The 22,898-nt window shown below is 67.7% G+C and carries 20 protein-coding genes and 1 pseudogene; 18 read left to right on the top strand and 3 right to left on the bottom strand.

Annotated features, from left to right (window positions below; translation table 11 throughout):
• The coding region (locus AUL34_RS00105; protein WP_274532640.1) for a Holliday junction DNA helicase RuvB C-terminal domain-containing protein at nucleotides 1-291 on the top strand (291 nt) is incomplete at its 5' end.
• Between the two features lie 62 nt (nucleotides 292-353).
• Here the strand turns inward: AUL34_RS00105 and AUL34_RS00100 are convergent.
• Nucleotides 354-2,561, bottom strand: coding sequence for an esterase-like activity of phytase family protein (locus AUL34_RS00100; RefSeq protein ID WP_061929363.1), 2,208 nt, complete (start codon nucleotides 2,559-2,561; stop codon nucleotides 354-356).
• 143 nt (nucleotides 2,562-2,704) lie between these two features.
• Here AUL34_RS00100 and ybgC point away from each other — a divergent pair, with 143 nt between their 5' ends.
• The 12 genes from ybgC (at nucleotide 2,705) to AUL34_RS00040 (ending at nucleotide 15,823) form a co-directional block, all read left to right on the top strand.
• The gene (ybgC, locus tag AUL34_RS00095) at nucleotides 2,705-3,148 is read left to right on the top strand and encodes a tol-pal system-associated acyl-CoA thioesterase (protein WP_061929360.1); all 444 of its coding nucleotides are present in this window, start codon (nucleotides 2,705-2,707) and stop codon (nucleotides 3,146-3,148) included.
• Between the two features lie 273 nt (nucleotides 3,149-3,421).
• Nucleotides 3,422-4,138: a protein TolQ gene (gene tolQ, locus AUL34_RS00090; RefSeq protein WP_061929357.1), complete on the top strand. Its 717-nt coding sequence runs from the start codon at nucleotides 3,422-3,424 to the stop codon at nucleotides 4,136-4,138.
• A 41-nt stretch (nucleotides 4,139-4,179) separates the two neighbouring features.
• Nucleotides 4,180-4,632 (top strand): protein TolR, encoded by a 453-nt coding sequence (gene tolR, locus AUL34_RS00085; protein WP_061929354.1) that lies wholly within the window; start codon nucleotides 4,180-4,182, stop codon nucleotides 4,630-4,632.
• 10 nt (nucleotides 4,633-4,642) lie between these two features.
• Complete coding sequence (locus AUL34_RS00080) at nucleotides 4,643-5,767, top strand: cell envelope integrity protein TolA (RefSeq protein WP_061929351.1); 1,125 nt, start codon at nucleotides 4,643-4,645, stop codon at nucleotides 5,765-5,767.
• A 116-nt stretch (nucleotides 5,768-5,883) separates the two neighbouring features.
• Complete coding sequence (tolB, locus tag AUL34_RS00075) at nucleotides 5,884-7,188, top strand: Tol-Pal system beta propeller repeat protein TolB (RefSeq protein ID WP_061929348.1); 1,305 nt, start codon at nucleotides 5,884-5,886, stop codon at nucleotides 7,186-7,188.
• Between the two features lie 97 nt (nucleotides 7,189-7,285).
• On the top strand, nucleotides 7,286-7,831 hold the full coding sequence (pal, locus tag AUL34_RS00070) for a peptidoglycan-associated lipoprotein Pal (protein WP_061929345.1): 546 nt from the start codon (nucleotides 7,286-7,288) through the stop codon (nucleotides 7,829-7,831).
• Nucleotides 7,832-8,034: 203 nt separating this feature from the next.
• Nucleotides 8,035-8,967, top strand: coding sequence for a tol-pal system protein YbgF (gene ybgF / locus AUL34_RS00065; protein WP_061929342.1), 933 nt, complete (start codon nucleotides 8,035-8,037; stop codon nucleotides 8,965-8,967).
• Nucleotides 8,968-8,986: 19 nt separating this feature from the next.
• Nucleotides 8,987-10,348: a tRNA lysidine(34) synthetase TilS gene (tilS, locus tag AUL34_RS00060; protein WP_061929340.1), complete on the top strand. Its 1,362-nt coding sequence runs from the start codon at nucleotides 8,987-8,989 to the stop codon at nucleotides 10,346-10,348.
• 37 nt (nucleotides 10,349-10,385) lie between these two features.
• Nucleotides 10,386-12,323: an ATP-dependent zinc metalloprotease FtsH gene (gene ftsH / locus AUL34_RS00055; RefSeq protein ID WP_061929338.1), complete on the top strand. Its 1,938-nt coding sequence runs from the start codon at nucleotides 10,386-10,388 to the stop codon at nucleotides 12,321-12,323.
• Nucleotides 12,324-12,497: 174 nt separating this feature from the next.
• Complete coding sequence (gene glmM / locus AUL34_RS00050; RefSeq protein WP_061929335.1) at nucleotides 12,498-13,847, top strand: phosphoglucosamine mutase; 1,350 nt, start codon at nucleotides 12,498-12,500, stop codon at nucleotides 13,845-13,847.
• Nucleotides 13,848-13,991: 144 nt separating this feature from the next.
• The gene (locus tag AUL34_RS00045; RefSeq protein WP_061929333.1) at nucleotides 13,992-14,822 is read left to right on the top strand and encodes an outer membrane protein; all 831 of its coding nucleotides are present in this window, start codon (nucleotides 13,992-13,994) and stop codon (nucleotides 14,820-14,822) included.
• A 212-nt stretch (nucleotides 14,823-15,034) separates the two neighbouring features.
• Nucleotides 15,035-15,823, top strand: a complete 789-nt coding sequence (locus AUL34_RS00040) for an outer membrane protein (protein ID WP_061929329.1) — start codon at nucleotides 15,035-15,037, stop codon at nucleotides 15,821-15,823.
• Between the two features lie 6 nt (nucleotides 15,824-15,829).
• Here the strand turns inward: AUL34_RS00040 and AUL34_RS00035 are convergent, their stop codons facing one another.
• Nucleotides 15,830-16,339: a hypothetical protein gene (locus AUL34_RS00035; protein ID WP_156420710.1), complete on the bottom strand. Its 510-nt coding sequence runs from the start codon at nucleotides 16,337-16,339 to the stop codon at nucleotides 15,830-15,832.
• A gap of 189 nt (nucleotides 16,340-16,528) precedes the next feature.
• Here AUL34_RS00035 and AUL34_RS00030 point away from each other — a divergent pair, with 189 nt between their 5' ends.
• The 3 genes from AUL34_RS00030 (at nucleotide 16,529) to serA (ending at nucleotide 19,859) form a co-directional block, all read left to right on the top strand.
• Nucleotides 16,529-17,704: a phosphoserine transaminase gene (locus tag AUL34_RS00030; protein ID WP_061929324.1), complete on the top strand. Its 1,176-nt coding sequence runs from the start codon at nucleotides 16,529-16,531 to the stop codon at nucleotides 17,702-17,704.
• A gap of 18 nt (nucleotides 17,705-17,722) precedes the next feature.
• The gene (gene alaE, locus AUL34_RS00025) at nucleotides 17,723-18,175 is read left to right on the top strand and encodes an L-alanine exporter AlaE (RefSeq protein ID WP_244492395.1); all 453 of its coding nucleotides are present in this window, start codon (nucleotides 17,723-17,725) and stop codon (nucleotides 18,173-18,175) included.
• 91 nt (nucleotides 18,176-18,266) lie between these two features.
• A complete protein-coding gene (serA, locus tag AUL34_RS00020) occupies nucleotides 18,267-19,859 on the top strand; it encodes a phosphoglycerate dehydrogenase (RefSeq protein WP_061929318.1) in 1,593 nt (530 codons plus the stop codon).
• A gap of 62 nt (nucleotides 19,860-19,921) precedes the next feature.
• Here serA and AUL34_RS00015 read toward each other — a convergent pair whose 3' ends face one another.
• Nucleotides 19,922-20,836 carry a DMT family transporter gene (locus AUL34_RS00015; protein ID WP_061929315.1) on the bottom strand — a complete coding sequence of 305 codons (915 nt, stop codon included), beginning with the start codon at nucleotides 20,834-20,836 and terminating at the stop codon, nucleotides 19,922-19,924.
• Nucleotides 20,837-21,043: 207 nt separating this feature from the next.
• On the opposite strand from AUL34_RS00015, the gene AUL34_RS00010 reads away from it, so the two are divergent.
• Both AUL34_RS00010 and AUL34_RS00005 read left to right on the top strand, forming a co-directional pair.
• A complete protein-coding gene (locus tag AUL34_RS00010) occupies nucleotides 21,044-22,336 on the top strand; it encodes an adenylosuccinate synthase (RefSeq protein WP_061929312.1) in 1,293 nt (430 codons plus the stop codon).
• Between the two features lie 235 nt (nucleotides 22,337-22,571).
• Nucleotides 22,572-22,898, top strand: a pseudogene (locus tag AUL34_RS00005) (hypothetical protein); the annotation flags it as partial.

Raw genomic sequence — 22,898 nt, 5'->3', positions numbered from 1 at the left:
GACGTCGACAGTCTCGGCCTCGACCAGCTCGACCGCCGCTATCTCGACCTCATCGCTCTCAATTTCGGCGGCGGCCCGGTCGGCATCGAGACCATCGCGGCGGCGCTTTCCGAGCCGCGCGATGCGATCGAGGACATCGTGGAGCCCTACCTCCTGCAGCAGGGCTTCATCCAGCGCACGCCGCGCGGACGGCTCCTGACCCAGCACGCCTTCAAGCATCTCGGCCTTGCCGTGCCCGCGACCTACCAGGGCATGCAGTCCAGTCTGTTCGAGGGCGACGAAGACGCCTGAACCAACGGGAAAGGGGCGGAGCCTTCCGGCTCCGCCCCTTCGTTCACGCGCCGATGCCGCCTTCAGTTGCCGGCGGCTGCCGACTGCTCGTCGAGCTTGCCGACGGCGAAGAACAGCGTCTCGCCCGAGGAATCGTCGACGCCGTCGTTGTCGGTGACGATGAAGGCGGTGCCGTCCTTGTCGATGGCGAGACCCTCGACCTTGTCCACGACGTAGCCGGCGGTCTGCGCCTTCAGGTCGGGCACGAGATCGCGCACGACCGTCTTTTCGACCGTCGGCAGGTCGCCGCCGAGCGGCGCGGGCTTCATGTCGGCAAGGGAAACGCGGGTGATCTGCTTCAGCTTGGCCGCGTCGCCGATCAGGTTGTCGCGCTCGATGAGGTAGGCGTTGTCGCCCTGCACCGCGATCTCGGAAAGGCCGACCCAGGCGCCCTCGGCGGACGGAGCCTCCAGCGGATAGCGAACCGCGCCCCACTCCTTGGTGTCGAGGTCGTAGGCCAGAAGCTTGGTCGTGTTCTTCGGATCGTCCTTCCACGGCCGCTGAACGGCAACCCAAAGCTTGGTCCCCACCTTGGCGATGCCCTCCGCGCCGAAGCGTGTTTGGCCCGCCAGCAGCGCTTCCGGGAAGGCAACCTTCTCGATCACCGCGCCCTTGCCGTCGACATGGAGCAGCTGGTGAGGAACCTCCTTCTCCGGGTTGCCTTCGCTGGCGAGCCAGAAGCCGCCCGCGCCGTCGAGCGCGATGCCCTCGATGTCGAGCTTCTCGGCCGTCTGGCCGGTCTCGGTCACGATCATGCTGTCGGTGATACGGGCCGGCTTCGACGAGGCGTCGATCGTATAGATCGCCGGCGCCTTGCCGTAGACGCTGTCGCTCGCCGCGAAGAGATGCATCGGCTTCTCGGCGTCGGCCGCCAGCGCGCCGAGCGCGCCCCAGCCGATCGGCGCGCCGTTCTTTTCCACCGACACGATCTGCGGGTAGGCCGGCGTGCCCTCGGCCCGCTCGTAGATCATCACGTGGCTACGCGCCGCGCCGTCTTCCACGAGGTCCGCCTCGTTCGCGGTGGCCAGGAGATTGCGCGCTGGGATCGCGACCGCGCCCTCCGGCGAGATGCCGGACGGCAGAAGCTGCGCGAACTCGGGCGCCGCGCCGGTGTCGCGGTAGACGCCGACGACGGAGCCGCGCTCGGACAGGACGAAGATGTAGCGCTGGCCGTCGAACTCGGCGACTTCGAGGCCTTCCGGCTCGATGCCCTTGGCGTCGGATCGCTTGTCCGGATAGTGGCCGGCCTTGGCGACTTCCAACTCGAACGAGGCGCCGGCCTCGTAAGACACGGTGCCGTCGCGGTTGAAGATGGTGAAGCCGCGCGTGCCGCCCTTCCAGTCACCCTCGTTGGCGACGACGAGCCGGTCGGTGCCGAGCCACTTGATCGCATCCGGCTCGCGCGGGCGCGCCTCGATCGTGTCGGTGAAGGCGATCTTGCCGTCGTCCTGGGCATCCACATTCTCGAGCGCTACCGTGCCCGCGCTGAAGTGACCGGTGACGTCGCCGGTCTTGCCGTCGATGAGAACGATGTGATTGTTCTCCTGAAGAGTGACGGCCAGCTCGTTGTTCGCGTTGAAGGAAACGAACTCGGGTTCGGGGTCCTCGCCCGCGATCTCCGGAACGCCGGTGAGCTCGACCTTGCGCAGCGCGCCGCAGTCCGGGGTGCCGTCCTTGAGTGGCAGGATCACGACGAAGCCGGCCGGCATTTGCGGCAGGGCACCGTCGTTGACGTCCTCGTCGCGCTCGTTCTCGATCGCGACGGCCGCGAGCGTGCCGTCCGGCGAGACGGCCACCGAGTCCGGCTGGCCGCCGAGGTCGCAGCGCGCCGTCTCCTTGCGGTCGGCGATGGAGACGGTCGCCAGCACGCCGGATGGCTTGGTAAAGCTCTCCGAGGTGTTGACGCCGACCAGCACGTTGCCCGCAACGGTCGCCACGGACGTCGGCTCCGCGCCTTCGAAGGCGACATAGCCGCCGGCCTTCGGCGCCTTCGGGTCGGTGATGTCGACGAAGCCGATGCCGCCGTGCGGGCTATCGGAGTACACGAGCGTGTTTCCGTCGGCGGAGGCGGCGATGATCTCCGCAGAGGTCGGTGCCTTAACGTCGGTCCCCTCGGGAAGGTTCAGCGCCACGGGGAACGAGGCGATGCGGTTGAACACCGGCTCGGCCGCCGCGGGCAGGGCCGTGGAGGCGAGAAGCGCAAGCGCGGCGGGGAGGCGGGTCGGACGCATGGGGAACCTTCCGGAGAATGATCGGACGCGCCCTCCAATCAGTCCTGCGTAACGATGCGATGACGTCGGGATGACGAAGCGATGACGGCTGGCGGATCGGACCCCGGTGGCGGGCCCGCGCCGGAGGGGTTATGAGGCCTTTCATGACAGATCAGCTTTCAGGCCGTTTGATCGAGGGCGGGCACTGCCTGCCTGTGCGCGTCTACTTCGAGGACACCGACTTTTCCGGCGTCGTGTACCACGCGCGATACCTCCATTTTCTGGAGCGGGGGCGGACCGATTTCCTTCGGCTGCACGGGATCGGGCATCGCGCGCTGATGGATGGCGCCTTCGGGGAACCGATGGCGTTTGCGGTGCGGCGGATGGAGATCGACTTCCTGGCGCCGGCACGGATCGACGATGTCCTCGAGGTGGAGACGCGCACCACGCTTCTCGGTGGGGCGCGGGTCCTGCTCGATCAGCGCATCCTGAAGGGCGGAACCGTTCTGGTCGAAGCGAAGGTCAAGGTCGCGGTGATCTCGCCGAACGGGCGGGCGAGGCGGATGCCGGCGGCCGTCGCCGAGCGGCTCGGGGCACCGGAGACCTGAGCACCGAGAGGGGCGGAGATACCGCAGCGCGGTAGATCGCTATCCGCAAACGATTTGTTAACCTTAACGATGCTTCATAGCGTCGGAGGGTTCGCCCCCGCCATGCCATTCTTTCACCGGATTCAAGCGGTCAAAGGGCGCCGTGGACGACGTCGTGCGCCGGCGCTTGCCGAGCGGGCGTCGCCCTTGTCGTGGCGGGAGGGTGTACCTGCCGGGAGCATCTGGCTCCCAAGCCACCGGGACGATCCGACGGATTCGAGGGACGCAAAAGGAATGAACGAGGTCGCACAGACTGCGCTGGCCGCGCCGGCCCACGACATGTCGCTGATGGGTCTCTTCTGGCAGGCCGGCTTCGTCGTCAAGTTCGTCATGATCGGCCTGCTCGCGGCCTCCGTCTGGACCTGGGCGATCATCTTCGACAAGTGGCAGCGCTACGCCCGCTTCCGCCGCCAGCTCAACCAGTTCGAGAACAACTTCTGGTCCGGCCAGTCGCTGGAAGAACTCTACCACACGCTGTCCGACCGCAAGACCAGCGGCATGGGCGCCCTGTTCGTGGCCGCCATGCGCGAGTGGAAGAAGAGCTTCGAGAAGGGCGCACGCTCGCCGATCGGCCTGCAGACCCGCATCGAGAAGGCGATGGACGTCACGATGGCGCGCGAGATGGAGGGCCTCGAGTCCCGCCTCGGGTTCCTGGCGACCGTCGGCTCGGCCGCGCCCTTCGTCGGCCTCTTCGGCACGGTGGTCGGCATCATGACCGCGTTCCAGTCGATCGCCGCCTCGGAACAGACGAGCCTTGCGGTGGTCGCCCCCGGCATCGCCGAGGCGCTCCTCGCCACCGCCATCGGCCTCGTCGCGGCCATCCCCGCGGTCGTCGCCTACAACAAGCTGTCGGCCGACGCCGGCAAGCTCGGCGGCCGTCTCGAAGCCTTCGCCGACGAGTTCTCCTCCATCCTGTCCCGCCAGATCGACGAGCGTTCGGCGGCGCGCTGAGCGCCCGTCGCCTCGTTTCCCCTCCGTAAAGGATCGTTTCCATGGGCATGTCGACGGGAGCTTCGTCTGGAGGCGGATCGCGCCGCGGGCGTCGCGCGCGCAAGGCTCCCATGGCCGAGATCAACATGACGCCGATGGTCGACGTCATGCTGGTGCTCCTGATCATCTTCATGGTGGCCGCGCCGCTCATGACGGTGGGCGTTCCGCTGGAACTGCCGAAGACCAACGCCAAGGCGCTGAGCGCGCAGAAGCAGCCGATCACCATCTCCGTCCAGAGGGGCGGCGAGATCTTCCTGCAGGAAACGCCCGTCGCGGCCGAGGCCGTCGTCGAGCAGCTGAAGGCGATCGCGGAAGCCGGCTACGAGGAGCGCATCTTCCTGCGCGCCGACAGCGCTGCCGACTACGGCACGGTGATGCGCGTCATGTCGCGCATCTCGGCTGCCGGCTTCAAGAACATCGGTCTCGTGACCTCGCAGGAAACGGCGGGAAGCTGATCCCATCGCCATGAAGCCGCTCGTCACATCCACGATCCTGCACACGGCGATCCTGACCTGGGGCCTGTGGTCCCTCGGGACCCCGGAGAAGCTCGACATGGGCGGCGAGGCGCTGCCCGTGACGCTGGTCACCGACGTCAGCGAGGCGACGCTCGGCGCCCAGGACGCGCCGGAAGCCGAGAAGTCGGCGCCGACGCCGACGAAGACGCCGGCCAAGCTGCCGATGCCGGCCGAGAACGTCGGGGACAACGAGGTCGATCTCGCGACGCCGCCGACGCCGAAGGCCTCGCCGCAGGAAAACGTCAGCACGGCCGAAGCGCCGCCGCCACCGCCGCCGCCCCCGGCGGTGACGCCGCAGGCGCGCCCGGAGCCGCCCCAGCCCGCGCCGCCCGAGCCGACGCCGCCCGAACCCCCGATCGAGACCGCCGAGGCGAAGCCCGAGCCGACCCCGGCCGAGCCCGCGCCCGAAATCGACCCGCTGGCCGCCGAGATCGCCAAGGCCGAAGCCGAGACGCCCGCGCCGACGCGCAAGGTTCCGACCCCGCAGGCGAAGCCCAAGCCGCCCGAGCCCAAGCCCGCCGAGCCGGTGAAGGTCGCGGAGGCGAAGAAGGCCGAGCCGGTGAAGGAGCCCGCGAAGGAAGCGGCCAAGGACACGGCGAAGTCCAAGGACAAGCCGAAGGACACGAAGAAGCCGGCCGCGCAGTCGTCGTCGGAAAAATCGTTCAACGCCGACGAGATCGCCGCGCTTCTCAACAAGCAGGATTCGTCCGGCGGCGGCGCCAAGCGCTCGGACGCGCAGGCGGCACTCGGCGCGAAGAAGCAGACCGGCGGTTCCCTGTCGCAGAGCGAGATGGACGCGCTGATCGGCCAGATCTCCGCGTGCTGGAACCCGCCGGCCGGAAGCATGGACGCCGGTTCGTTCCGCGTGAAGATCGCCATGCGGCTCGGGCCGTCGGGAGAGCTCGAGGGCATTCCCGAGGTCGTGTCGGGCGGCGGTGCGTCGATGGCCGAGCGCACGGCGAGCGAAGCCGCCATCCGCGCGGTGCGCCGGTGCGCTCCCTACAACCTGCCGGCCGAGAAGTACGACACTTGGGCTCAGGTGACCGTGAATTTCGATCCGAGCCAGATGTTCTGATCCCCAATCTCCGGCCGGGCGGCGACCACGATCGCCCTGCCTTCGTGTTTCAAGCCGAAACGGGCCGTTGCCGCTTTGCGGCCGCGCGCTCGACGCCCAACGGGAAGGTCCCGCCCATGACGCGCCTCATCCGATCCGTCGCCCTTGCCCTTGCCGCCGCGACCGCAGGCCTTGCCCTGGCATCGACGGCCAACGCCCAGGTCGAGATCGACATCACGCGCGGAAACGTCGCGCCCCTGCCGATCGCCTTGCCGAGCTTCCAGTCGCGCGATGCGCTCGGTGCCAAGCTGATCGAGGTGGTTTCGGCCGACCTCAAGCGGTCCGGCCTCTTCGCGCCGATCAATCCGGCCGCCTTCATCCAGAAGGACGTGACGCCGGACGCGACGCCGCGCTTCCAGGACTGGACCGTCATCAACGCCCAGGCCCTCGTCACCGGCCGCGTCACGCCGGAGGCCGACGGGCGCCTGCGCGTCGAATTCCGTCTGTGGGACACCTATGCCGGCCAGCAGCTCGACGGGCAGCAGTTCTATGCCAGCCCCGACAACTGGCGCCGCATCGCCCACATCATCTCCGATGCGATCTACGAGCGTCTGACCGGCGAGAAGGGCTATTTCGACACGCGCATCGTGTTCGTGGACGAAAGCGGCGCCAAGACGGACCGCAAGAAGCGGCTCGCGATCATGGACCAGGACGGCGCCAACGTGCGCTACCTCAGCCAGGGCGGCGATCTCGTGCTGACCCCGCGCTTCTCGCCGAACCGGCAGGAGATCACCTACATGTCCTTCGGGCAGGGTGAGCCGCGGGTCTACCTTCTCCAGCTGGAGACCGGGCAGCGCGAAGTGGTCGGCAACTTCCCGGGCATGACGTTCTCGCCGCGCTTCTCGCCCGACGGGCAGAAGGTGGTGATGAGCCTTCAGCAGGACGGCAATTCCAACATCTACGCGATGGACCTGCGCTCGCGCGCGACGACGCGCCTGACCTCCACGAGCGCCATCGACACCTCGCCCTCCTACTCGCCCGACGGGTCGAAGGTCGTGTTCGAGAGCGACCGGGGCGGCCGTTCGCAGATCTACGTCATGGGCGCCGACGGGTCCGGCCAGACCCGCATCTCCTTCGGGCAGGGCACCTACAACACCCCCGTGTGGAGCCCGCGCGGCGACCTCATCGCCTTCACCAAGCAGTCGGGCGGCCAGTTCCAGATCGGCGTGATGAAGCCGGACGGCTCGGGCGAGCGCATTCTCACCTCGTCGTTCCACGCAGAGGGACCGACCTGGGCGCCGAACGGCCGCGTGATCATGTTCTTCCGCGACCAGGGCGGCGGCCCGCAGCTCTATTCGATCGACCTCACGGGCCGGAACGAGCAGAAGATCGCGACCCCGAACTACGGGTCCGACCCCGCCTGGTCGCCGGCGCTAGAGTAGGATTCGCGAGCCTTTTCAATCGCCTGTTGACCGTTCGTTAACCGCGAACATGGTAAACGGGACCATACGCAAACGCACATACACGAAGGAGACGGCCATGCGCCGCATCGCTACTGGGGTTCATGGTCGTATCGCCCTCGCGCTGGTCGCGGCGCTGGCGCTCTCGGCCTGCGCCAAGAAGAACAACGGACTGCCCGACAACGCCGCCGGCCTCGGCCTCGGCGGCGCGGGTGGTGCCGGCGGCTATGGCGCCAACGGCGCGGGTTCGGCCGCCCCGGGCACCAGCCAGGACTTCACGGTCAATGTCGGCGACCGCATCTTCTTCGACACCGACTCGTCCTCGGTCCGCGCCGACGCGCAGCAGACGCTGGCCCGTCAGGCCCAGTGGCTGAACCAGTACCGCAACTACTCGATCACGGTCGAAGGCCACGCCGACGAGCGCGGCACGCGCGAATACAACCTCGCGCTCGGCGCCCGCCGCGCCGCCGCCACGCGTGACTACCTCGCCAGCCAGGGCGTCGCGGCCAACCGCATGCGCACCATCTCCTACGGCAAGGAGCGTCCGGTGGCCGTGTGCGACGACATCTCCTGCTGGTCGCAGAACCGCCGCGCGGTCACCGTTCTGTCCGGCGCCGGCAGCTGATCTGCGACATTTCGGCCACAGCAAGCTTCGTGAAACGGCCCTTCGGGGCCGTTTTGCGTGCGTGATGTCCCGTCTGTGCTAGCACCGGCCAAATTTTGGACGCCTTCCGCCGTTCCAAGCTGAGGACATCGACAGGTCGTCGTCCGCTCGGCCGCCAAGGCATGCGGGTGAAGGGCCTTCAGCGATCCCAAGGGGATTTCCGCATGGCCAGCATGAAGCTCGCAACCGTTTCCATCCTCGCTTTCGCCGCCCTGGCGGGCCCGGCATCGGCGCTGGACCTGCCGTTCGGCCTCGGCGGCTCGGGCGAACGCGCACCGGTCGCGGCAAGGCAGGCTGCGCCCGTGTTGATGGCGCAGGCCGGCGACGGCGGCGTGCGGCTTTCGCAGATGGAAGAGGAGATGCGGCGTCTGACCGGCAAGGTCGAGGAACTGTCGTTCCTGGTGCTGCAGCTTCAGGAGCAGCTTCGCAAGACCCAGGAAGACAACGAGTTCCGCTTCCAGGATCTCGAAGGCAAGGGCTCCGGCGCGTCCGCCAAGCCGGCCGAGCGTCGCACGGAAACCACGCCCGCCGCCCCGGCCAACGAGCGCGTGGCCTCGGCTGCGCCGGCCAGCGTCAACGACGCGAGCCGTCCGGCCGCCGCGCCGCAGACGGACGAGATCGGTGCGCTTCTCGGGGATACCAGTCTCAACGAACCGGCGCCCACGGCTGCGCCGGCGACCGATTCGACCCAGGTCGCCTCCATCGCCACGAACGGTCCGGTCGAGATGTATTCGCTCGGCTACAACTATATGCTGGCCGGCGACTACCAGCTCGCCGAGAACACGTTCCGCCAGTACACGCAGGCCTATCCGAGCTCGCAGGATGCGGCGGATGCCCAGTACTGGCTGGGCGAGGCGCTGTACGCCCAGAACAAGTATCGCGATGCCGCCGAGGTCTTCCTCAACGCGCAGAAGTCCTACCCGAAAAGCGCCAAGGCGCCCGAGATGATGCTCAAGCTCGGCATGTCGCTCGCGCGCCTCAACAACCGCGAGACGGCCTGCGTCACCTATGCCGAGGTCGGCAAGCGCTACCCCGACATGAGCGCCAACGTGAAGCGCAAGCTGCAGAGCGAGACGAAGTCCGCCAGCTGCGCCTGACCCACCGGCGGCGTTCGCCATGACATCCGAAACGGTCGAGGCGGTCGAGGTCGCCCTCGGCCGTTTTGCGTTGGCGCGCAGCCCGGTGCGGCGCGTCGTGCTTGCCGTGTCGGGTGGGCCGGACTCGCTGGCGCTGCTCCTCGCCTTCGCCGGTCGCCCCCCAACGGTCGAGGTCTGCGTCGCGACCGTGGATCACCGTTTGCGGCCCGAAGCGGCGGGGGAGGCGGCCTTCGTCGCCGCCGTGTGCCGGGAGCTCGGCCTGCCACATCGAACGCTTGTGTGGCGCGAGGGGGCAGGCGCAACCGGCAACCTGATGGCGACGGCGCGCGAGGCGCGCTACGGGCTCCTCGTGGAAGAGGCCGCTCGCGTCGGCGCGCAGGCGATCGTGGCCGCCCACCATCGCGACGACCAGATCGAGACGCACCTCCTCGCCCGGGAGCGGGGGGCGAGCGGGGCGGCGCTCGCCGGCATGCGGCCGTGGCGCGACCTCGAGCCCGGCCTCGTCCTCCTGCGCCCGTTCCTCGACCTGCCGAAGGCTGCGCTGGTCGACGCAGTGGCGCGCGCCGGCCTCGAGGCCATCGCGGATCCCGGCAATCGCGATCTCAGATTTCGGCGGGCACACCTGCGCGCCGAACTGGCGCAGGAGCGCCACGACCTCGGCGCCATCGCCAAGGCGATGGCGGACGCCGCGACGCTTCGACGCGAGGTCGATGACGCCGCGGCCGAGACGATCCGCCGCGCCTGCGGCGACGCTCGTCTCGATGTCGACGCGGCAGGGGTGGCCCACCTTCGCCCAACGACGGGCGACGTCCTGCCTTGGTCGCGGCTGCTGACCGGCGTCGGGGGCGGTCTGCACCCGCCCCCTAGCGCTGCGGTCGATCGCCTAGCCGCGCGCTTCGCAGCGGAGGGGAAGGGCGTGGTGACCCTTGGCGGTTGCCGTGTCGAAGGGGGGCGGGACGGAATCGTTTTCATGCGCGAATTCGGGCGCAGCGGGCCGGCGAGCGTTGCATCGGGGACTTCGGGACCCGTCGTCTTCGATCGCCGGTTCACGATTTCGTCGGCACCCGGCCGCGCCGACCGGCGGATCGAGGCGCTCGGTCGTCTCGGGCTGGGGGGTATCCCGCATCGGACCCTGCCTGTCCTCATAGGCCCGGACGGCGGCCTTCTCGCCGTGCATCCGGCCCTTTCCGGTCGATTTCCGGCGCTTCCTCCCCTTGCGGCGATCCAGCGCATCGGCTGGCGGATCTGGGCGGATCTGCCCGGCGAGCCACCCGAACGATTAACCGCCCAACCCCAAAATGCCGCAAATCCCGTGAAGGCTGTTGGCAAGGATTTGGCGGCCACCTATCTTCGAGGACGTGTCAAGGTTCGCGCACCCTAGCGGGTTGGCGTATCGGGGCGTCATCCCAGGACGGATAATGAACCAGAACTTCCGGAATTTCGCCCTTTGGGCGATCATCGCGCTTCTCCTGATCGCGCTGTTCCAGCTGTTTTCGAACGGCTCGCAGAACGCGAACACCCGGGAAGTTCCCTATTCGCAGTTCCTGTCGGACGTCGACTCGGGCCGCGTGCGCTCCGTGACGATCCAGGGCCAGCGGATTTCCGGCAGCTACACGGACGGATCGAGCCCGTTCCAGACCTATTCGCCGGGTGATCCCCAGCTCGTGAGCCGCCTCGAAGGCCGCAACGTCCAGATCAACGCGAGCCCGCCGTCGGACAACACCAATCCGATCTGGTCGATGCTCCTGTCGTTCGGCCCGATCCTCCTCATCCTCGGCGTCTGGATCTTCTTGATGCGTCAGATGCAGGGTGGGGCGGGCGGCAAGGCCATGGGCTTCGGCAAGTCCAAGGCCAAGCTTCTTACCGAAGCGCATGGCCGCGTCACCTTCGCGGACGTCGCGGGCGTCGACGAGGCCAAGCAGGACCTCGAGGAGATCGTCGAATTCCTGCGCGAGCCGCAGAAGTTCCAGCGCCTCGGCGGCAAGATCCCGCGCGGCGTGCTGCTCGTCGGTCCTCCGGGCACCGGTAAGACGCTGACGGCGCGCGCCGTCGCCGGCGAGGCGAACGTGCCCTTCTTCACCATTTCGGGCTCCGACTTCGTCGAGATGTTCGTGGGCGTCGGCGCGAGCCGCGTGCGCGACATGTTCGAGCAGGCGAAGAAGAACGCACCCTGCATCATCTTCATCGACGAGATCGACGCCGTCGGCCGCCATCGCGGCGCGGGCCTCGGCGGCGGCAACGACGAGCGCGAGCAGACGCTGAACCAGCTCCTCGTCGAAATGGACGGCTTCGAGGCCAACGAGGGCATCATCCTCATCGCCGCGACCAACCGTCCGGACGTGCTCGATCCCGCGCTCCTGCGCCCCGGCCGCTTCGACCGCCAGGTCATGGTGCCGAACCCGGACGTCGGCGGACGCGAAAAGATCCTGAAGGTCCACGTGCGCAACGTGCCGCTGGCCCCGAACGTCGACCTGCGCACCATCGCGCGCGGCACGCCGGGCTTCTCGGGCGCCGATCTCGCCAATCTTGTCAACGAGGCGGCGCTGATGGCCGCCCGCCGCTCCAAGCGCCTCGTCACGATGCTGGAGTTCGAGGACGCCAAGGACAAGGTCATGATGGGCGCCGAGCGCCGGTCGATGGCCATGACCGAGGACGAGAAGAAGCTGACGGCCTACCACGAGGCCGGCCACGCCCTCGTCGGCATCTACGTTCCGCACAACGATCCGCTGCACAAGGTGACGATCATCCCGCGCGGCCGTGCGCTCGGCGTGACCATGAACCTGCCGGAGCGCGACCGCTACGGCATGCGCAAGATCGAGATGGAAGCCCGTCTCGCCATGATCTTCGGCGGCCGTGCCGCCGAGGAGATCATCTACGGCCTCGACAACGTGACGACCGGTGCCTCCAACGATATCCAGCAGGCGACGAACATGTCCCGCGCGATGGTCATGGAATACGGCATGAGCGACAAGCTCGGCCGCCTTCGCTACCGCGCGAACCAGGAAGAGGTCTTCCTCGGCCACTCCGTGTCGCAGCAGCAGAACATGTCGGAAGAGACGGCGCGCCTGATCGATTCCGAGGTGCGCGGCATCATCGAGGTCGCCGAAAACCGCGCGCGTCAGGTGCTGCGCGATCACATCGACGCTCTTCATACGATCGCCAACGGTCTGCTCGAGTTCGAGACCCTTTCGGGCGACGAAGTGCGCGATCTCCTGGCCGGCAAGACGCTGGCCCGCGACATGGGCGACGACACGCCGCCCTCGCGCGGCTCCGCCGTGCCCAAGGCCGGCTCGGTGAAGCCGACCGGCCCGCGCGACGACAAGGAAGGCGGGCTGGAGCCCCAGCCGACGGCCTAGTCCCTTCGGACGAGGGCAGCATGCGAGGCGGGCTCAATGGCCCGCCTTTTTCATGAGGGGTGGGGGACCGCTCGCGGCTGATCGCGCTGCTATGCTCCGCTGACATTCTTTTTTACTTTCTGCGTCATGCTCGCGGCCCTACAGCCATGCGAACGGCCAGCGGAGACGAGACCCATGACCAAATCCTATTTCGGGACGGACGGTATCCGCGGGCTCGCGAACCGGCATCCGATGACGCCCGAGATCGCGATGAAGGTCGGCATGGCCGCGGGCCTCGCCTTCAAGCGCGGCAACTATCGACACCGTGTCGTCATCGGCAAGGACACGCGCCTGTCGGGCTACATGCTGGAGCCTGCCCTCTGCGCCGGCTTCACGGCTGTCGGCGTCGACGTGCTGATGCTCGGGCCCATGCCCACGCCCGCCGTCGCGATGCTGACCCGCTCGATGCGTGCCGACATCGGCGTCATGATCTCCGCCTCGCACAACCCGTTCGAAGACAACGGGATCAAGCTCTTCGGCCCGGACGGCTACAAGCTGTCGGACGAGCTGGAAGCCGAGATCAACCGCATGATCGACGAGGACCTGACGCCGCGCCTCGCCGTCGGCGCCCATCTCGGCCGCGCCAAGCGCTACGACGACGGTGGACGCGATCGCTACGTCGAGTTCGCCAAGCGCACTCTGCCACGCGAAATGTCGCTCGATGGCGTGCGTGTCGCCATCGACTGCGCCAACGGTGCGGCCTACCGCGTGGCGCCGGACGTCCTCTGGGAACTCGGCGCGGAGGTCGTGAAGATCGGCGTCGATCCGAACGGCACCAACATCAACCTCAACTGCGGGTCCACAAGCCCGGCGGCGCTGATGGCGAAGGTGAGGGAAGTGCGCGCCGACATCGGCATCGCCCTCGACGGCGACGCCGACCGCGTCCTGATCGTGGACGAGCATGGCGAGGTGGTGGACGGCGACCAGATCATGGCCGTGATCGGCGAGGCGTGGGCGCAGGACGGACGGCTGGCGGCCGGCGGCATCGTCGCCACCATCATGTCGAACCTCGGCCTGGAGCGCTTCCTCAACGATCGGCAGATCCAGCTCGCCCGCACCAAGGTCGGCGATCGCTATGTCGTCGAGCACATGCGCGAGCACGGCTACAACGTGGGCGGCGAGCAGTCCGGCCATATCGTGCTGTCGGACTTCGGAACGACCGGCGACGGTCTCGTGTCGGCGCTGCAGATCCTGGCGGTGGTGCGCGCGGCCGGCGGAACGGTTTCGGAGGTCTGCCGCAAGTTCACCCCCGTGCCGCAGGTTCTGAAGAACGTGCGTTTCGCCGGCGGTGCGCCGCTGGAGAAGGAGCGCGTGCAGAACGCGATCAACCTCGGGCGCGACCGGCTGGGCGAGGGCGGGCGCCTCGTCATCAGGCCCTCGGGCACGGAACCGCTGATCCGGGTGATGGCAGAGGGCGACGACCAGCAGCTCGTCAACGACGTGGTGGACGACATCATCGGAGCGTTGAAGCGGGAAGCCGCCTGACCACCGTCCAGGGGCCGGCGCGGGACGTTTCCGTTAGGGTAAATGTGCCGCTACGGTAAACGGTCTTTTAATCATTAATCTTTAGATTTTCAGACAGAGCGGAACCCAAGCCGCGTCCTGTCGTGAAATCTGGAGATAACGATCATGCTACGGCTTGCGCTTGGCCTCCTGGCCTCCGCCGCGCTTCTTCCCACGCTCGCCAACGCGGCCGACATCATCGAGCCGATCCCGGTCGTGGAGGAAGTTCCGTTCAGCGGCTGGTACATCCGCGGCGACGTCGGCTACAACTTCAAGTCCGACACGGAAGGCAAGTGGGCCTTCTACAACATCTTCCCGGGCGTCGAGGGCATCGACGACCACTACCGCTACGACGACCTGCGCCTCTCGGATGCGGCCACCTTCGGCGTCGGCGCGGGCTACCGCTTCACCGACACGTTCCGCATGGACGCGACGGTCGACTACTTCCGCTCCGACGTGAACGGCAAGACCAAGTGCCCGCTCATGATCATCACGGACCCGGCCCATGGCCTCGGCCCGTTCGAGGAGTGCAACTACAACGACAAGTCCGAGGCCGACGTCTGGACGATCATGGCGAACGCCTATGTCGATCTGCCGAGCTTCGGCATCATCACGCCCTACATCGGCGCCGGCGTCGGCACGGCCTATGTGAAGTACGACGACGTCAAGTCGAACGAGGTCTGCCCGCCCTGCAACCCCGGCTACACGCCTTACTCCGGAACGCATGACGGTACGGACGACTGGCGCTTCGCCGCCGCGCTCATGGCCGGCGCCAGCGTCGACCTGACGAGCCAGCTCGCGCTCGACATCGGCTATCGCTTCACCAAGGTCTGGGAAGGCGATGCCTGGGAGTTCGACAGCGCAGACAAGCAGTACGGCGCGACCGGCATCCAGACGCGCGACGACGGTTTCGACATCCACACGATCCGCGCCGGCCTTCGCTACAGCTTCTTCTGAGCCGATACGCCGAAGCGACATCACGGAAGGCCGCCCCACGGGCGGCCTTTTCCGTTTCGGAGACCCCTGGCCGCCGCGGGACAAGGTTCGGCAAAGGTTAAGCGACATGGTTAACCGCGGATTAACGCCTTGGCGGCGATGGTGGGAGCCTTGAGGCCCTCGACGCGCTGCGCGCGCAGGGCGATCCCGTTCGCCTCGCAGGAACCGCCGCCATGTCCGTCGCCCGTCTCCTTCTCGCCGGAACTGTCCTGACGGCCGCCGGCCCCGCCCTGTCCGCCGACATCGACATCCTTTCCGCGCCCGAGATCACCACGATCGAGACGGACACGGGCTGGTACCTGCGCGCCGACGCGGCCTACGGCTTCGACGCCTCGTTCGGGGGCACGCAGCACCTTTCGGCGGATGGCGACACCCTCACCAACCGCACCCGCGACTGGCAGCTCGACGAGGGGTTCGGGGCGGGCGCCGGCATCGGCTACAAGGCCAGCGACTGGCTGCGCTTCGACGCCACGGTGGACTACTGGAAGCAGGACGTCTCGGCCGTGAACGGCCAGGGCTGGTTCTGTGGTTTCGGGCCGACCTGCGGTTCGCGCGATCGCGGCGACCTCGAGGCCGTCGAACTTCTCGGCAACGCCTATCTGGATCTCGGCACCGTCGCGGGCTTCACCCCGTATATAGGCGCAGGTCTGGGAGCGGTGCATCTGAGCTACGGCGACGTCGGCGGCGCGGCCTTCTGCACGGGCGCGGCGTCGTGCCCGGCGGCGGGATTGTCGGCCCGCTATGGCGGCGAAGACTCCTGGCGCTTCGCTTACGCGCTGTCGGCCGGCGTCTCCTACGACGTCACCGAGACGCTGACGATAGATACCGGCTATCGCTATCTCAATGTCCAGGACGGCGACGCCTATCGCTTCGATGCCGGCGCCGGCACGGTGCTGGTCGGCGCGGACGACGGCTTCGACCGGCACACCATCCGCGCCGGCCTGCGCTTCAAGTTCTTCTAGGGCGCTTCAAGCTCGGCGATCGCGCCCGGCCTGAGCGTCACGTACGAACTGAGAGACGCGGCCAGCCTCCATCGAGCTGCCGATGCGCTTCGCCGTCTCGTTTTCGACCGGGTTCATTCCCTCATCCGGCGTGCGTCCCGATCCCGGACGCCGGGCCCTGCGCCGGGCGTTGGCGTGCTTAAGCCTCAGAGCCCGACGGGCGTTGGACTGGAGCGCTTCCGACGCCTCCCGCCGCGTCCGCTCCTTGTTCAGGCGCGCCAACGCCTCGGCGAGGACACCCGCCTTCTGCCGCATCCCAGAGTTTTCCGGCTCGCCAGATCCTTGGCCGCGCCGGGCCGCACCGCGCCGACGGTTCGCGATCTCTCTTGCCCGATCGCGCCGTTCGCGCAGCCGATGGGTCAGCTCGTTGATCTCGGCATGACCGAGCGCGCGCAGGGCAGGATAGTGGGTCTTGGTCACGAGATCCATTTCGTCCTTGTCCAGGACCCGTCGCTCCAGGCCTCTTCCAGCCGCCATGGTGAACCTCCGTTCCGATTGGTGATGTCGGAGAAAGCCCGGAGGGGAGGCGACCGTTTCATAGAATGCCCGTGATCGTCGCGTGAGCGTCGCGGCATTGTCACTTGACCGTCGGCCGAGAGAGGCATATCCGCAGACCTGGGACACGCCTCCCCAACGAGGCGCTTCTATCTGTAAGGATAGCTTTTGATGACTGGTACCACCGCGCCGGCCGCTCGTCCGGCCAATCCCCGCTTTTCCTCTGGTCCTTGTGCCAAGCGTCCCGGCTGGACGCTGGATGCGCTGAGCGATGCGCCGCTCGGCCGCTCGCACCGCGCCAAGGTCGGCAAGACCAAGCTCGCACAGGCGATCGAGGACACCCGCACCGTTCTCGGCGTTCCCGCCGACTACCGCATCGGCATCGTGCCGGGCTCCGACACGGGCGCGGTCGAGATGGCCATGTGGTCGCTCCTCGGCGAGCGCCCGGTCGACATGCTCGCCTGGGAAAGCTTCGGCGCCGGCTGGGTGACGGACGCCGTGAAGCAGCTCAAACTCTCCGACGCCCGCGTCCTCGAGGCGCCCTATGGCGAGATCGTCGACTTCGCGACGGTCGATTTCGACCGCGACGTGGTGTTCACCTGGAACGGCACGACATCGGGCGTGCGCGTACCGAACGGCGACGCGATCCCCGCGGACCGCAAGGGCCTGACCATCTGCGACGCCACCTCGGCCGCCTTCGCGCAGGACCTTCCCTACGACAAGCTCGATGTGGTCACGTTCTCCTGGCAGAAGGTGCTGGGCGGGGAGGGCGCACACGGCGTCCTGATCCTCAGCCCTCGCGCCGTCGAGCGGCTCCTGACCTACAAGCCGGCCTGGCCGCTGCCGAAGATCTTCCGCCTCACCTCGGGCGGCAAGCTGATCGAGGGCATCTTCAAGGGCGAGACGATCAACACGCCCTCGATGCTCTGCGTCGAGGACTATCTCGACGCGCTCGGGTGGGCGAAGTCGATCGGCGGTCTTGATGCGTTGAAGGCTCGCGCCGACAAGAACCTGGCCGTGATCGCGCGCTTCGTCGAGGCGAACGACTGGATCGGCTTCCTCGCGAAGTCCGCCGACATCCGCTCCAACACCTCGGTCTGCCTGCAGTTCACGGCGCCCGAGATCGTCGGCCTCTCGAAGGACGAGCAGGACGCCTTCGCCAAGGGTGTCGCCTCCAAGCTCGAGAAGGAAGGCGTCGCCCTCGACATCGGTGCCTATCGCGATGCCCCCCCGGGCCTTCGCATCTGGGCCGGCGCGACGGTGGAGGCTTCGGATCTCGAGGCTCTGATGCCTTGGATCGCCCATGCCTACGAGGCGCAGAAGGCAACACTGGCACAGGCGGCCTGACGGCTGGGGCAGGGCCCGGTGCGGCTCTCCGAGCGGATGCGGAGCTTCCTTGCCGATACGCTCGCCCTGATCCTCTTCTTCACCGTGACGAGCGGGCTCAATGAGCGGTTCGTGGCGGGGATGGAGTGGGGCGAGGTGGCCGTGTCCCGCTCCGTCGGTGCCGTCCTTATGGTGCTGACGGCGCGGCCATACGGCCTCTGGCGCAGCTGGTTCATGGCTCGGCTCGATCCGCGGACGGGTGGGGCGACGCTTCTCGCCGACAGCGCGGCCCTCCTCCTGTTCCAGGTGCCGATCTACCTCGTGATCCTTCTCGTCGGCGGCGCCGACGTCGGCGCGGCGCTTCGAGGCTGCGCCGGTTTTGCCGCCCTCATGCTCGTCCTCGGCCGTCCCTACGGCCTCTGGCTCGAATGGGTTCGCGCCCGGTTCGGCCTCGCGGGGCCCGGCCAGAAACCGATGTCGCTCGGCGGCTGACGCCGGGCTTGGCCCCGCCGCTCCAAGCGGCGCGGCAGCACCCCATTGTCGCAGTTCGGGAGCGGACGCTCCCACCCATCAGGAGGCCCCCATGGCACCCCGCGTTCTCGTTTCCGACAAGCTGTCCCCGACCGCCGTCCAGATCTTCAAGGACAAGGGCGTCGAGGTCGACTACCTCCCCGATCTCGGCAAGGACAAGGACAAGCTTCTCGAGGTCATCGGGCAGTACGACGGCCTCGCGATCCGCTCCGCCACCAAGGTGACGGAGAAGGTGATCGACGCCGCGCCGAACCTGCGCGTCATCGGCCGCGCCGGCATCGGCGTCGACAATGTCGACATCCCGGCCGCCTCGCGGAAGGGCATCATCGTGATGAACACGCCCTTCGGCAACTCGATCACCACGGCCGAGCACGCCGTCGCGATGATGTTCGCGGTGGCCCGCCAGATGCCCGCCGCCGATGCCTCGACCCAGGCCGGCAAGTGGGAGAAGAACCGCTTCATGGGCGTCGAGATCACCGGCAAGGTGCTGGGCGTCGTCGGCTGCGGCAATATCGGCTCGATCGTGGCTTCCCGCGGCGTCGGCCTCAGGATGAAGGTGATCGGCTTCGACCCGTTCCTCTCGGAGGAGCGCGCGGCGCAGCTCGGGATCGAGAAGGTCGAGCTGGACGAGCTCTTCCGGCGCGCCGACTTCATCACGCTTCACACGCCGCTGACCGACAAGACCCGCAACATCATCGACGCCAAGGCGATCGCCTCCATGAAGAAGGGCGTGCGCATCATCAACTGCGCGCGCGGCGGCCTGATCGTTGAGAAGGACCTCGCCGAGGCCATCAAGTCCGGCCAGGTGGCGGGTGCCGGCATCGACGTGTTCGAGGTGGAGCCGGCGACCGACTCGCCGCTCTTCGGGCTCGAGAACGTCGTCTGCACACCGCATCTCGGCGCCTCCACCACGGAAGCCCAAGAGAACGTCGCGCTGCAGGTGGCCGAGCAGATGGCCGACTACCTCGTCAACGGCGCGGTATCGAACGCGCTCAACATGCCCTCGATCACCGCCGAAGAGGCGCCGATCCTCACCCCGTACGTCAAGCTCGCCGAGATCCTCGGCTCCTTCGCCGGCCAGCTGACGGAAGAGGCGATCGACGCGGTCGAGATCCTCTACGACGGCGCGCCGGGCACGATGAACACGCGGGCGCTCTCGGCGGCCGCGATCGCCGGCCTCCTGAAGGCGCAGGTGCAGACGGTGAACATGGTCTCGGCACCGCTGATGGCCAAAGAGCGCGGCATCGCGGTCTCCGAGGTGCGCCGCGACAAGACCGGCGTCTTCGACGGCTACATCATGGTGACCGTGAAGACCAAGAAGCAGACGCGCTCGGTGGCCGGCACGACCTTCTCGGACGGCAAGCCGCGCTTCATCCAGATCAAGGGCATCAACATGGAGGCCGACGTCGGCCGCTACATGCTCTACACGGCCAACAAGGACGTGCCGGGCGTCATCGGACAGATCGGCACGGCGTTCGGCAAGGCGGGCATCAACATCGCCAACTTCCACCTCGGCCGCGATGACAAGGGCGGCAGCGCGATCGCCGTCATCTATCTCGACGAGCCGCTGACGGAAGAGTTCCTCGACGAGCTTCGCGGCCTCAACGCGATCGGCCAGGCGAAGATGCTGACCTTCGACGTCTGAGAGCGGCTTCGCTGAATCGAAGGGGCAGGGCGGGCGACCGTCCTGCCCCTTTTCGTTTCCGGTCAGCTTTCCGCCGGGATGGCGTCCTGCGGGCGCTTTCCCCGTTCTGCGAGAAGGATGCCGCCGAGCACGAAGGCGAGCGCCATGAGATGATAGGCGTGGAAAGGCTCGTCGAGGACGAGGACGGCCAACATCGCGCCGAACACCGGCGTGGTGTTGACGAAGATGTTCGCACGGTTGGCGCCGATCATCTCGACGCCGCGGATGTAGAGCGCCTGGGAGACGATCGAGGGAAAGACGATCGTGAAGGTGAGGACGCCAAGCCCCCGTGGGTCCGGCATCATGCTGGCGCCGGCCGATATCTCCCACGCGAGGAGGGGCAGCGATCCGAGGACGCCGCCGATGCACAGGAGGAAGATCGAGTTCAGCCAGTGCACGCGGGGCTTTCTCGACAGAAGGATGGTGTAGCCGCCGAAGATGGCGACGGCCAGGAGCATCATCGCGTCGCCGCGGTTCAGTTCGAGCGCGAGGATCGTCTCCAGGTGTCCATGCGAGGCGACGAGGAGCACCCCGACAAGCGTCAGCATGAAGCCGAAGACCTGAACCGGCGTGACACTCGTGCGGAAGGCGAGGAACATGCCGACGAAGACGATGAGCGGCATCGAGGCCTGGATGATCATCGCGTTGATCGCGCTGGTATATCCGAGCGCGAGGTAGAAGAGCGCGTTGAAGCAGGTGAAGCCGACGAAGCCCAGCGCGACGAAATAAGGGGCGAAGCGCCGGAGCGCTCCCGCTTCGCGGCGAAGGTGCGGCAGCGCGAAGGGGAGGAGGATCAGGCTCGCCCCGACCCATCGGAACAGCGTCAGCACCATCGGCGAAATGTGCCCGACGGCGAGCTTTCCCGCCACGGCGTTGGCGCCCCAGATGAAGGCGGTTGCCAGAAGCAGGAGATAGGGGTGGGCGAGTCGCTGTAGCATAGAGGAGCTTTCGCGGATCGCACCGTCACAGGCAATCGCCGGCTTGCCGGGAATCTTGTAGCAGGTTGGGAAAAAGCGCCTCGCGACCTCGCGCCGGGGACACCGCTTGACTATAGTCCGCCGCGTTTGCGCCGGCGGACCCCCGACGGGTCCTTCGCGCGTCCCGAGATCAGAATGGTGAGGGCGCGGAGCCCTTGAGGAGACTGCATGGCTAATGTCGTCGTCGTCGGTTCCCAGTGGGGTGACGAAGGAAAGGGCAAGATCGTCGACTGGCTTTCGGAGCGGGCCGACGTCGTCGTGCGGTTCCAGGGCGGCCACAATGCCGGGCACACGCTCGTCGTCTCCGGCGTTTCCTACAAGCTCTCGCTCCTGCCCTCCGGTGTCGTGCGCCAGGGCAAGCTCTCGGTGATCGGCAACGGTGTCGTCTTCGACCCGCATGCCTTCGTCGCCGAGAAGAAGCGGATCGAGGGGCAGGGCATCTCCATCACGCCGGCCTCCCTGCGCATCGCCGACAACGCGGCGCTGATTCTCTCGCTTCACCGCGAGCTCGACGCGGCGCGCGAAGCGGCCGCCGCCGGCACCAAGATCGGCACCACGGGACGCGGCATCGGGCCTGCCTACGAGGACAAGGTCGGACGCCGCGCCATCCGCGTCATGGACCTCGCCGAGCCCGAGGCCCTGGCCGACCGCATCGAGCGCCTGCTTGCCCACCACAACCCGCTCCGCCGCGGACTCGGCCAGCCCGAGGTCGACGCCGCGTCGATCCTCACCGAGCTGACGTCGGTGGCGGCCGAGATCACCCCCTATATCGACCGGGTGTGGCGCCTCCTCGACGAGCGCCGCAAGGCCGGCGACCGCATTCTCTTCGAGGGCGCTCAAGGGACGCTCCTCGACATCGACCACGGCACCTATCCCTTCGTCACCTCGTCCAACACGGTGGCGGGGCAAGCGGCGGCGGGCTCCGGCCTCGGCCCCTCGAGCCTCGGCTTCGTGCTCGGCATCACCAAGGCCTACACGACGCGTGTCGGCGAAGGCCCGTTCCCGACCGAGCAGGACAACGAGGTCGGCGAGTTCCTTGGCACCAAGGGTCACGAGTTCGGCACCGTGACGGGGCGCAAGCGCCGCTGCGGCTGGTTCGACGCCGTCCTGGTGCGGCAAGCGGTCGCCATCAACGGCATCCATGGTCTGGCGCTGACCAAGCTCGACGTGCTCGACGGCATGGACGAGATCCGCATCTGCACGGGATACGAGCTGGACGGCGTGACCATCGACTATTTCCCGGCGAGCCTTGCCGCGCAAAAGCGCGTGAAGCCGATCTACGAGAGCTTCGAGGGCTGGAAGGGCACGACGGCGGGCGCGCGCTCGTGGGGCGACCTGCCGGCCCAGGCGGTCAAGTACGTCCGCCAGATCGAGGAACTGGTGGGGGCGCCTGTCACGCTCCTGTCCACATCGCCGGAGCGTGACGACACGATCCTTGTCCGCGATCCGTTTCAGGATTAATGAAAGCTTGATATAAGGTTTCCAGGTTCGTTCGAACTTTCGGCTGCGCCGCGCGGCCCCTGCGTCCCCTGGCCGCGGGGACCGTCCACAACCGGGAGGGGAGGCGTTCCGCCTTCCTTCCACCGGTCACGACCCGCATCGATTCCCTGGCAGGCGGGATCGGATCGCGGGCGGGCCGGACGGGTGCTGGATCGCCGCGAGGGCTCGATCCGTTCCCGGTTCCGACCTCGAGTGAGTGCAGCGCTTCATGGCGAATCTGACCGCCGTCCTCCGCAAGACCATCGACGGCTTGCCGAATGCCAACCCGCAATTGCGGGCCAAAGTCTACGAAAAGGCCCGAGCGGCCATCACGCGCCAGATCCAGGCTGCCAATCCGCCCTTGGCCGAGGACGTCGCCGAGCAGCGATACCGCGTCCTCGAAGATGCGATCGCCGAGTCCGAGGCGCATTACCAGGCGCTGGAAGCGCAAGCCGACGCGCCGCCGCACGGCGCGGTCGAGGCGCCTGCCGCCCCGCCACGCGAGACGGCCGAGCGCGAGCAGCCGGCTGAGCCAGCGCCCGAG

The organism is Aureimonas sp. AU22, from assembly GCF_001463745.1.
GTDB lineage: Bacteria > Pseudomonadota > Alphaproteobacteria > Rhizobiales > Rhizobiaceae > Aureimonas.
Note: the sequence above shows the minus strand (reverse complement) of the source record. Positions and strands in the feature narration are given on the sequence as shown.

Excerpts from the sequence above, each read along its gene's own strand:
- AUL34_RS00100 (WP_061929363.1), bottom strand. The coding sequence starts at position 2,561 with ATGCGTCCGACCCGCCTCCCCGCCGCGCTTGCGCTTCTCGCCTCCACG.
- ybgC (WP_061929360.1), top strand. The coding sequence starts at position 2,705 with ATGACAGATCAGCTTTCAGGCCGTTTGATCGAGGGCGGGCACTGCCTG.
- tolQ (WP_061929357.1), top strand. The coding sequence starts at position 3,422 with ATGAACGAGGTCGCACAGACTGCGCTGGCCGCGCCGGCCCACGACATG.
- tolR (WP_061929354.1), top strand. The coding sequence starts at position 4,180 with ATGGGCATGTCGACGGGAGCTTCGTCTGGAGGCGGATCGCGCCGCGGG.
- AUL34_RS00080 (WP_061929351.1), top strand. The coding sequence starts at position 4,643 with ATGAAGCCGCTCGTCACATCCACGATCCTGCACACGGCGATCCTGACC.
- tolB (WP_061929348.1), top strand. The coding sequence starts at position 5,884 with ATGACGCGCCTCATCCGATCCGTCGCCCTTGCCCTTGCCGCCGCGACC.
- pal (WP_061929345.1), top strand. The coding sequence starts at position 7,286 with ATGCGCCGCATCGCTACTGGGGTTCATGGTCGTATCGCCCTCGCGCTG.
- ybgF (WP_061929342.1), top strand. The coding sequence starts at position 8,035 with ATGGCCAGCATGAAGCTCGCAACCGTTTCCATCCTCGCTTTCGCCGCC.
- tilS (WP_061929340.1), top strand. The coding sequence starts at position 8,987 with ATGACATCCGAAACGGTCGAGGCGGTCGAGGTCGCCCTCGGCCGTTTT.
- ftsH (WP_061929338.1), top strand. The coding sequence starts at position 10,386 with ATGAACCAGAACTTCCGGAATTTCGCCCTTTGGGCGATCATCGCGCTT.
- glmM (WP_061929335.1), top strand. The coding sequence starts at position 12,498 with ATGACCAAATCCTATTTCGGGACGGACGGTATCCGCGGGCTCGCGAAC.
- AUL34_RS00045 (WP_061929333.1), top strand. The coding sequence starts at position 13,992 with ATGCTACGGCTTGCGCTTGGCCTCCTGGCCTCCGCCGCGCTTCTTCCC.
- AUL34_RS00040 (WP_061929329.1), top strand. The coding sequence starts at position 15,035 with ATGTCCGTCGCCCGTCTCCTTCTCGCCGGAACTGTCCTGACGGCCGCC.
- AUL34_RS00035 (WP_156420710.1), bottom strand. The coding sequence starts at position 16,339 with ATGGCGGCTGGAAGAGGCCTGGAGCGACGGGTCCTGGACAAGGACGAA.
- AUL34_RS00030 (WP_061929324.1), top strand. The coding sequence starts at position 16,529 with ATGACTGGTACCACCGCGCCGGCCGCTCGTCCGGCCAATCCCCGCTTT.
- serA (WP_061929318.1), top strand. The coding sequence starts at position 18,267 with ATGGCACCCCGCGTTCTCGTTTCCGACAAGCTGTCCCCGACCGCCGTC.
- AUL34_RS00015 (WP_061929315.1), bottom strand. The coding sequence starts at position 20,836 with ATGCTACAGCGACTCGCCCACCCCTATCTCCTGCTTCTGGCAACCGCC.
- AUL34_RS00010 (WP_061929312.1), top strand. The coding sequence starts at position 21,044 with ATGGCTAATGTCGTCGTCGTCGGTTCCCAGTGGGGTGACGAAGGAAAG.